At 53.1% G+C, this 7,377-nt stretch carries 9 protein-coding genes; 5 read left to right on the top strand and 4 right to left on the bottom strand.

The genetic code is table 11. The features are described 5' to 3' along the window. The first annotated feature begins 459 nt into the window (after window positions 1–459). Genes FC99_RS06185 through FC99_RS06170 form a run of 4 tightly spaced genes read left to right on the top strand, consistent with a single transcriptional unit; the run spans window position 460 to window position 4,260 of the window. On the top strand, window positions 460–1,440 hold the full coding sequence (locus FC99_RS06185; protein ID WP_048733313.1) for a hypothetical protein: 981 nt from the start codon (window positions 460–462) through the stop codon (window positions 1,438–1,440). After that, entirely contained in the window at window positions 1,437–1,847 is a 411-nt protein-coding gene (locus tag FC99_RS06180; protein ID WP_048733310.1) for a hypothetical protein, read from the top strand. Before FC99_RS06185 ends, FC99_RS06180 begins: the two co-directional genes overlap by 4 nt. Before the next feature lie 11 nt (window positions 1,848–1,858). Further along, entirely contained in the window at window positions 1,859–4,075 is a 2,217-nt protein-coding gene (locus FC99_RS06175) for a heavy metal translocating P-type ATPase (RefSeq protein WP_053083541.1), read from the top strand. Continuing rightward, the gene (locus FC99_RS06170; RefSeq protein WP_048733308.1) at window positions 4,072–4,260 is read left to right on the top strand and encodes a heavy-metal-associated domain-containing protein; all 189 of its coding nucleotides are present in this window, start codon (window positions 4,072–4,074) and stop codon (window positions 4,258–4,260) included. Before FC99_RS06175 ends, FC99_RS06170 begins: the two co-directional genes overlap by 4 nt. A 126-nt stretch (window positions 4,261–4,386) precedes the next feature. Here FC99_RS06170 and FC99_RS06165 read toward each other — a convergent pair whose 3' ends face one another. The 4 genes from FC99_RS06165 to FC99_RS13945 form a co-directional block, all read right to left on the bottom strand. Then, window positions 4,387–4,917, bottom strand: coding sequence for a DUF3278 domain-containing protein (locus FC99_RS06165; RefSeq protein ID WP_048733306.1), 531 nt, complete (start codon window positions 4,915–4,917; stop codon window positions 4,387–4,389). Next, complete coding sequence (locus tag FC99_RS06160) at window positions 4,914–5,108, bottom strand: helix-turn-helix transcriptional regulator (protein WP_048733304.1); 195 nt, start codon at window positions 5,106–5,108, stop codon at window positions 4,914–4,916. The genes FC99_RS06165 and FC99_RS06160 overlap by 4 nt, the downstream gene beginning before the upstream one ends. Window positions 5,109–5,248: 140 nt before the next feature. Continuing rightward, window positions 5,249–5,779: a DUF2207 family protein gene (locus tag FC99_RS06155; RefSeq protein ID WP_048733302.1), complete on the bottom strand. Its 531-nt coding sequence runs from the start codon at window positions 5,777–5,779 to the stop codon at window positions 5,249–5,251. 56 nt (window positions 5,780–5,835) lie between these two features. Then, window positions 5,836–6,033: a hypothetical protein gene (locus tag FC99_RS13945; RefSeq protein ID WP_162258578.1), complete on the bottom strand. Its 198-nt coding sequence runs from the start codon at window positions 6,031–6,033 to the stop codon at window positions 5,836–5,838. A gap of 603 nt (window positions 6,034–6,636) precedes the next feature. On the opposite strand from FC99_RS13945, the gene FC99_RS06145 reads away from it, so the two are divergent. Then, complete coding sequence (locus FC99_RS06145; RefSeq protein WP_048733296.1) at window positions 6,637–7,374, top strand: hypothetical protein; 738 nt, start codon at window positions 6,637–6,639, stop codon at window positions 7,372–7,374. Window positions 7,375–7,377: the final 3 nt, after the last annotated feature.

The following is a 7,377-nucleotide window of genomic DNA, read 5'->3' as shown; positions in this document are numbered from 1 at the left end:
CGGAATACCTGGAGATTTAGCGTTTTCGGTCCAATCGATAACGACTGTTACAGTCAGTATCCTCGTTGTCCACGCACACAGTGTAAGCCGAGAGGTCGGCAGATATGGGCTCAGGCGCGTCGTTCTGCTTGGCCGGCGTTTTTTGCCGGCTTAGCAGAAAACCAATCTTGTAGACTCGGTTCTTTCGAGGCTTCAAGTTGTGTTCGCACCGATCCAGCCCATATCTGCCGGCCGGTAAGGCGAAGGGTCCACCAGGTTGCCTAGTTTTAGTCTTCCTGTTGTTGTTAGAACAAGAATGAATTAGCCTTCAGCAACGATAGAGACGATAACCGCACGAAAATATAGCAGCCGAATCAGCCGACTTAAACATCTGGAATATTTTTGCGCGCTTTCCCTAATAGTTTCCGGAAAAGGGCTCGGTTACACTATAGGAAACGATTGCAGAACGGAGGAACTTCTTTGGCACAGTTTAATTTAAACTTGAACGCCGCACGGATCGATGCCAGCGGCCATTATAACTTTCAAAATGTGTTTGAATACCCGGACTTTATCGAAATGCGGCCGATTCTCCGCGAAGCCGTGCGGACCGTGGCGCGTGAGGCCTTCGACCAGCCCGTCTTGCCGGTGAAGGTGGAGCGAATGACGACCTCACTGGAGGAACAACTGGAGCGGGAGACACGCAAGTATGGCCGGCAGCTCGGCGTTTATGCCAATCAAAAGGGGGAGCGCAACGAGTTAGTGCGGTTGTTTACGCACGTCTTACAGGTCATCAGTCGTCGCGAGGAGATTACCGAGGAGATCGAAGACATCATTTACGCCGTCAACCAGACGCGCTTGAGCCTGATTGGGTTACCCGAGCTGGATGGCGAAGGTGAGCTCTACGATGCTGACCGCGACCGGGAGCTGATTCCCGGCACCTACTATCACTTTGTTGCCAAGCAGTTGATCACCCCATATCTGATCGACCCCGCCGGTGACATGGTGCCGGACAACGTGACGGCGGATGGCCGCCACCTCGTTTTGCGGCTGACGACCTACTCCTATCGCGACTGGGACGCCTACTTGATGCACGAGTACGATGAGCAACACGTGGTGAAAAACGAGAAGGGCCTCAGCGATGCCGACTATTACGACCGGTTGGAAGCCATTGAGTTGAAATACGCCGACAACCTGTACTCCGAGGTCTTGGCCGATACCTATCAAGCGTTCGAGAAAATTTTGGTGCCGGATTTCGTGCCCCAATTTGAAATCATGTCGACCGACCTGCGTCCGTTGGTCCAACGCAATCCGGGTCTGCGCATTCGGTTGGCCGCAATCGTGACCCAGCAGTTCCAGTTGGATGCGGCGGGCAAGGAGCACGTGATGGACGCGCCACTGAAGAGTATTAAACAAAAATATCAATTTTACCGGGAGAATTTCGCCGAGGAGGACCAACAATGACAGCTAAAGCAGAATTAGGAACACCAGAGTTCGAGAAGACCATGTTCATGTTGGACGTTGCCCCAACGGCCGCCAATATCAAGGATTTTGCGCTCCAGGGAAATTTATATCCAGAACCGTTGGACGACACCGCTTGGGCCCTTCCTGGCTATTTGTCGGATGACTTCAACATGTTTTTGGTCTTTGCGCCGAACGTCTTGCACCACTGGACGGTGACCTGTTCGAAGGTGACCATCGAGAACGGCAAGGACATTACTGAAATGAGCAACGTTGTGCCGACCGGGTCCGGAATGAACGCCGTTGCCCACGTCAGTAAGGCTGGTGCCATTGAGCTACTGGCCTACTTTAAGACGCTGGAAGCGAACGGTTTAGGCCATTTTGACGATGAGGTTTGGCAGTACGTTTAGGGGATGAGCACGTGGCATCGGAACAATTTAAAATTACCGGGATGGTCTGTGCGAGCTGTGCGCAAACCGTTGAGAAGGCCGTGACCCGGTTAAATGGAGTCGCACAAGCCAGCGTGAATCTGGCGGCCGAACGGATGAAGGTCGACTTCGCCCGCGACCCGTTGTCAGCCAAGGAAATCATTCAGGCGGTGGTCAATGCGGGCTACGGCGCTGAACTGGCGGGAGCGGTCACCAAGGCTTCGGTCAGTCAGGATAAACGGGACAAGCAGGTCGCGTTGCGGCAACAGCGGTTGCGTGTTGTCTGGGCACTGGTCTTTGCGGCACTACTGATGGTTGTCGCGATGGGTGGTCACTTGGGCCTACCGCTGGCTATGCTGGCCCCGCAAGTCGTGGGAGTTGGCGAACTGTTGTTGGCGTTACCCGTGTTGTGGCTGGGGCATGACTACCTGGTCACGGGTGCTCGGAGCTTGCTACGAGGCAATCCCAACATGGATTCGTTGGTCTTCTTGGGGTCGGGGACCGCGTTTGTCTACAGCGTGGTCAACCTAGGGCGCCTAGTGGTGACGGGAAACCCGCAGCCGCTGTACTTTGAAGCCAGTGGGATGATCCTTGCACTGATCATGTTAGGAAAGTATTTCGAAGCGTTGTCCAAACAGAAAACGACCTCGTCCATGACCTCATTGCTGACGTTGATTCCAGCCGAAGCGCAGCGAATCGACGCTCAGGGGTCAGTGACCACGGTGCCGGTCGCAACGATTCAGGTCGGCGACCAGCTGTTGGTGAAATCCGGGCAGGCCGTACCGGTCGACGGGCAGGTTATTGCCGGGCAGACGACGGTCGACGAGTCGATGCTGACCGGGGAGAGTCTGCCGGTCGTGAAAACGGTCGGCGATACCGTGGTGGGTGGCAGTACCAATCAGAATGGTCAGATCACTTACCGCGCGGAACGGGTCGGCAACGATACGGCGTTGGCGCAGATCGTAAAATTAGTGACTGACGCTCAAGGGTCCAAGGCACCGATTGCCCGGTTAGCCGATAAAATTTCGGGCGTGTTCGTTCCTGTCATCATGGGAATCGCGTTGCTGGGCGGTCTGGCTTGGTTGCTTAGTGGCCAGTCGCTGGCGTTTTCTCTGACGATCTTTGTTTCGGTATTGGTCATCGCTTGTCCGTGTGCGCTGGGTCTGGCCACGCCAACGGCCATCATGGTCGGCACGGGTCAGGGGGCTAAACACGGCATTCTGTTTAAGGACGGCGCGGCGTTGGAGCAATTGGCAACGGTCGATCACGTCGTTTTGGATAAGACCGGAACGATCACGGCGGGTCAGCCCCGGGTGACGGACGTGTTGGGCGACTATCAACAAGACGCCCTCCAATTGGCGGCGAGTCTGGAACGGTACTCGGATCATCCGCTGGCGGCGGCCGTTTTAGCGGCGAACCAGCGTGAGTTGCAGGCCGTTGATGATTTTCAAACGCTACCCGGTTTGGGTGTGACGGGAAGCATTCAGGGACGCCGAGTGTTCCTGGGTAATTTTAACCTCATGCAACAGCAGAAAATCACAGGCGACCTCCTACCACGTGCCGCGGAGCTGACGGCGGATGGCAAGACGGTCATGTACGTGGCGGCCGGGGGTCAGGCGCTGGGAGTGATCGGCGTGATCGACCCAGTCAAACCGGACAGTACTGCGGCGATTCAGCGGTTGAAGAAGGCCGGAATCGCGGTGACCATGTTGACGGGCGATAACCGCGCGACGGCCAGTGCCATTGCGGCGCAGGTCGGCATCGACGATGTGGTCAGCGAGGTCTTACCCCAGGACAAGGCCGCGGTCGTCCAACGGCTACAAAGAAGTGGGACGGTCGCCATGGTCGGTGACGGCATCAATGATGCGCCGGCGCTGGTTCAGGCTGACATCGGAGTCGCAATCGGTAATGGAACCGACGTGGCAATTGAGTCGGCGCAGGTCATTTTGATGAACTCGGATCTGAGTTCGCTGGTGGCGGCGCGGACGCTGAGTCGTAAGACCATGGTCAACATTAAGGAAAACTTGTTTTGGGCGTTCTTCTACAACCTATTGGGGGTTCCGGTGGCGTTGGGCCTGCTGTATGTGTTCGGCGGTCCGCTTCTGAACCCGATGTTGGCGGCAGCCGCGATGGGGTTTAGCTCAGTCACGGTGGTGTTGAACGCGCTACGTTTGAATCATGTCAAAGCAGAAGGGAAGCTAGCATCATGAGTGAAGTTAAAGTTGAAGGAATGAAGTGCGACGGTTGCGTCAAGACGGTCACGGAAAAGCTGAGTGGAATCGTCCGCAACGTTGAGGTCGACTTGGCCGATCAGTCCGCCAAGTTCACCGGTGAAGCGACGATAGCGGACCTGAATGGGGCGTTGGCGGACACGCCTTACCGGGTTGTGGACTAGGGTTACGTCATTATGAAGTGTTAAAGAGCTGGTTAAGATGCCAGCTTTTTTTGATAGTTAATTATCATCGTTAGAGTAAACGAAAGGACCTGGGCAGTTGTGCGCAGGTCCTTTGTTTTCCTAAATCTAGCGTTGCTTCTTAAGTCGCATCCAGTAGGTAATGCCCGTGATGGTACCCAAAATTATCCCGGTTAGAATGGCAGTTTTGATGTTATGCGATGAGGTCAGTCCGCCAACAAAACTGGCGTGATCGAAGATGAAATTGAGAATCACTTGCATTAGGTAGAAGAAGACGAAACCGTATAGGCCACTCCCCAGCGTACGTTTCAAAACGCTTCTCCGTGCGGCTGGCAAATCGCGGACATCGACTTCATTGTCGGTGAGGTGTGCGCGCCGGCTAGCCACCATGAGGTAGGGGCAGATGACGACACCGACAAAAATAACATTGAAGAAAATCAAACCTAGCAGGGCGTCCTCCGGTGATTTGGTCGCCCACAGGCCAGCGACAATCGACGGAATTAGAATCGCTGGTAGACACATCATCATCACATTAGTTCCGATGCGGTTGGTTTCTTGGCGCTTATACTCGTCGAAGTCGCCGGAAATATTGAAAAAGCGTTTCACAAATTGGTCGCGTAAGTTTTCCCCGTTTTTCATGATTGTTCCTCCCAGAATAGATGATTCAGGTCCGTGTGGAGGGCCTTGGCTAACCGTAAGCATAGATCGAGCGACGGATTATATTTGTCATTCTCGACCAAGTTGATGGTCTGGCGAGCAACGGTCACTTGTTTGGCAAGCTGATACTGGGTCAGACCAGCGGCTTTTCGAAAGGCTTTGACACGGTTCACACTGGTCATCTCCCTTTGAAATGTTAGATATATATGACATTTTTAGTATAGAAGCGAGCTGGCAAAATGTCAACTATATATGACTTTTGGTAAATTAAAAAACCGCGTCCTGTGCTAACTGGCTACAGAACGCGGTTAGGTTAGAATTTTTCGCCGTCCGGGCCGGTGCTGAAGATGTGACCGTTTGATTTCCAGGCCAAGTGAACGCTGGTGGACAGGTTGATGGCGTGGGTCAGTTGCTCATCGAGTGTGGCTGCCAGCGGCTGATCTGGACCAACCGGATAGTAGAGGGCGAAGGTTGTGGCTAAAGTCGCGCGGACCGGGCCGGGACCGAAAATGTCGGCTAGTTGTTTCGTCACGGGTTTCAGTTGGCCAAACGCCACGGCATACGGGAGCAAGGGTTCCCACAAAGGCAGGTCACCAAGCTGGGTGGCAGTGAGGTGACCACTAGCCTTGAATAGATGTTGGCAAGCGCGGATGGTGGTCACGATTTGCTGGCCCACTGTCGTGTTGAGAGTCACGTGATGGTGCGTGAGCAGATAACCCCAGATGAGCAGGAGGAGTACGCCGCTTACCATAGCAGTCTTGATGAGTAGTGGGAAGCTGATGGCCCAGGAAAAGCCGAGCCAACCAAGAATTAAACCGGTCAGGCCAAGAGCAAATGTCCACAAACGAAAAGCGTGTTCCCATTGATGAGGTGGGGACGCGCTTTTGATGGTTGGGGCAATCAATTTTTGGCAATGCCAAACACACAATTGTCGTAGAGCCACTGCTTCAAGCTGGCATCGCGACCGGAACGATAGTATTTTTGCAACTGCGAGCGATACCAGTGCATTTTATTTTCGGGGATGGCTAGAAGGCCGGCACCAGCCTGAATCATGAGGGCGTTGGCGGCAACGATGGCGGTCCGTTTGTTACCATCCATAAAGAGTTGCCAACGCGAGAGGTAGAGAGTGCTTTTTCGGTTGCGGTTGCGGAGCTAGTCAGGATGTTGATGAGTTCCTGTGGTGTATTTTGGGGGTCAGAAAGCGGGGGTAGCCAGACGTCATTGGTTAAGGCGACCGTGACATCATCGGTCCGAAGCTGGCCAGAGCTAGGGTGGCTATTATTAATGGACTGGTTGAGGACGAAAATATCTGGGTAAATCAGTGGCGATTTTTGAGCTATAGCGTACTGAAAGGCGTGGTGCAAGCTGATAATAGTAGTGATATCTGTGGGCGTAGCATCGGGTGCTGGCTCATTGTTTAGAATGCAGATTGTATCTGTTAGCGAGGTCGACAGGTTTTCGAATTTGCCGATCGTGTAAATCAACTGGGCTAAATTTTGCTGGATTAAGTTTTGTTCGGTGATAGCGGTCAGCTGAAACTTATTTGGAAAAGACAATTGGGTGCACATTCTTTCTGTAGGGTGCTAATGATGACGGGCTATAAACAGGTCAGCGAAAAAACTGGGGGGTCAGGAGCCCTTGCCACGTGATAATACCTGAGCGTGCTAGTATACGGCACAAGGACAGTGAGGAGTGGGGAGTATGAAGAAAATTCGAGCCTTGATGAAATTTGATCTGGAAATGTTATTGGATAATCGCCTGGCGTTCGTTTACGCCGTGATTTTTCCACTACTTTTCTTTGCGATGTCTAACTGGAAGAATGTCATGGCCCAGCAGACCTATGATACCGAGAAGTTGATTATCCTATTAACGCCATATTTGTCGTACGTGGTGATGTCTAATACATTAAACAATGTCGTCTTGATGGTTTATGGTCGGCGAGAAGACGGCTTCTTGAAGATGTATTATTTTATCGTCGAGCGGCGGAGTTACCTGTTATTGGCGCCAGAAATTCTGTACTACTTCATCTCGCTGATCGAGTGTCTGGGCTTCACGTTGCTGGCGATGATTGCCTTTCATAACCTGTCACCGATTCTGTTGTTACAGGTGCTCCTGATTATCACCGTCATCTATTTTCCGACCTGCGGCATCCTGAGCCTATTGGTCTTGTTGCCGATCAAACCGCCTTCGATGACGGCACTTTCCGGGGGCGTGCTCCTACTTGCGGTCTTGACGTACAGCTATACCACGTCGTTTTTACCGCTGCGGGTGTTGACGATGTTTAATCCAACCATTCTGACCAGCGACCTGATCAGCAGTATGTTAACACAATCGGTAGCCGGCTGGGGATGGGTCCTGGGTGTTGGCCTGGTGGATTGCGCGATTGGCTATCTGTGCATGACCCACCTGCCGATTATTTCTAAGAGTCAACGCGTTTAGGAG

This window comes from Levilactobacillus koreensis JCM 16448, from assembly GCF_001435525.1.
In the GTDB taxonomy this organism is placed as follows: Bacteria; Bacillota; Bacilli; order Lactobacillales; family Lactobacillaceae; genus Levilactobacillus; species Levilactobacillus koreensis.
Note: the sequence above shows the minus strand (reverse complement) of the source record. Positions and strands in the feature narration are given on the sequence as shown.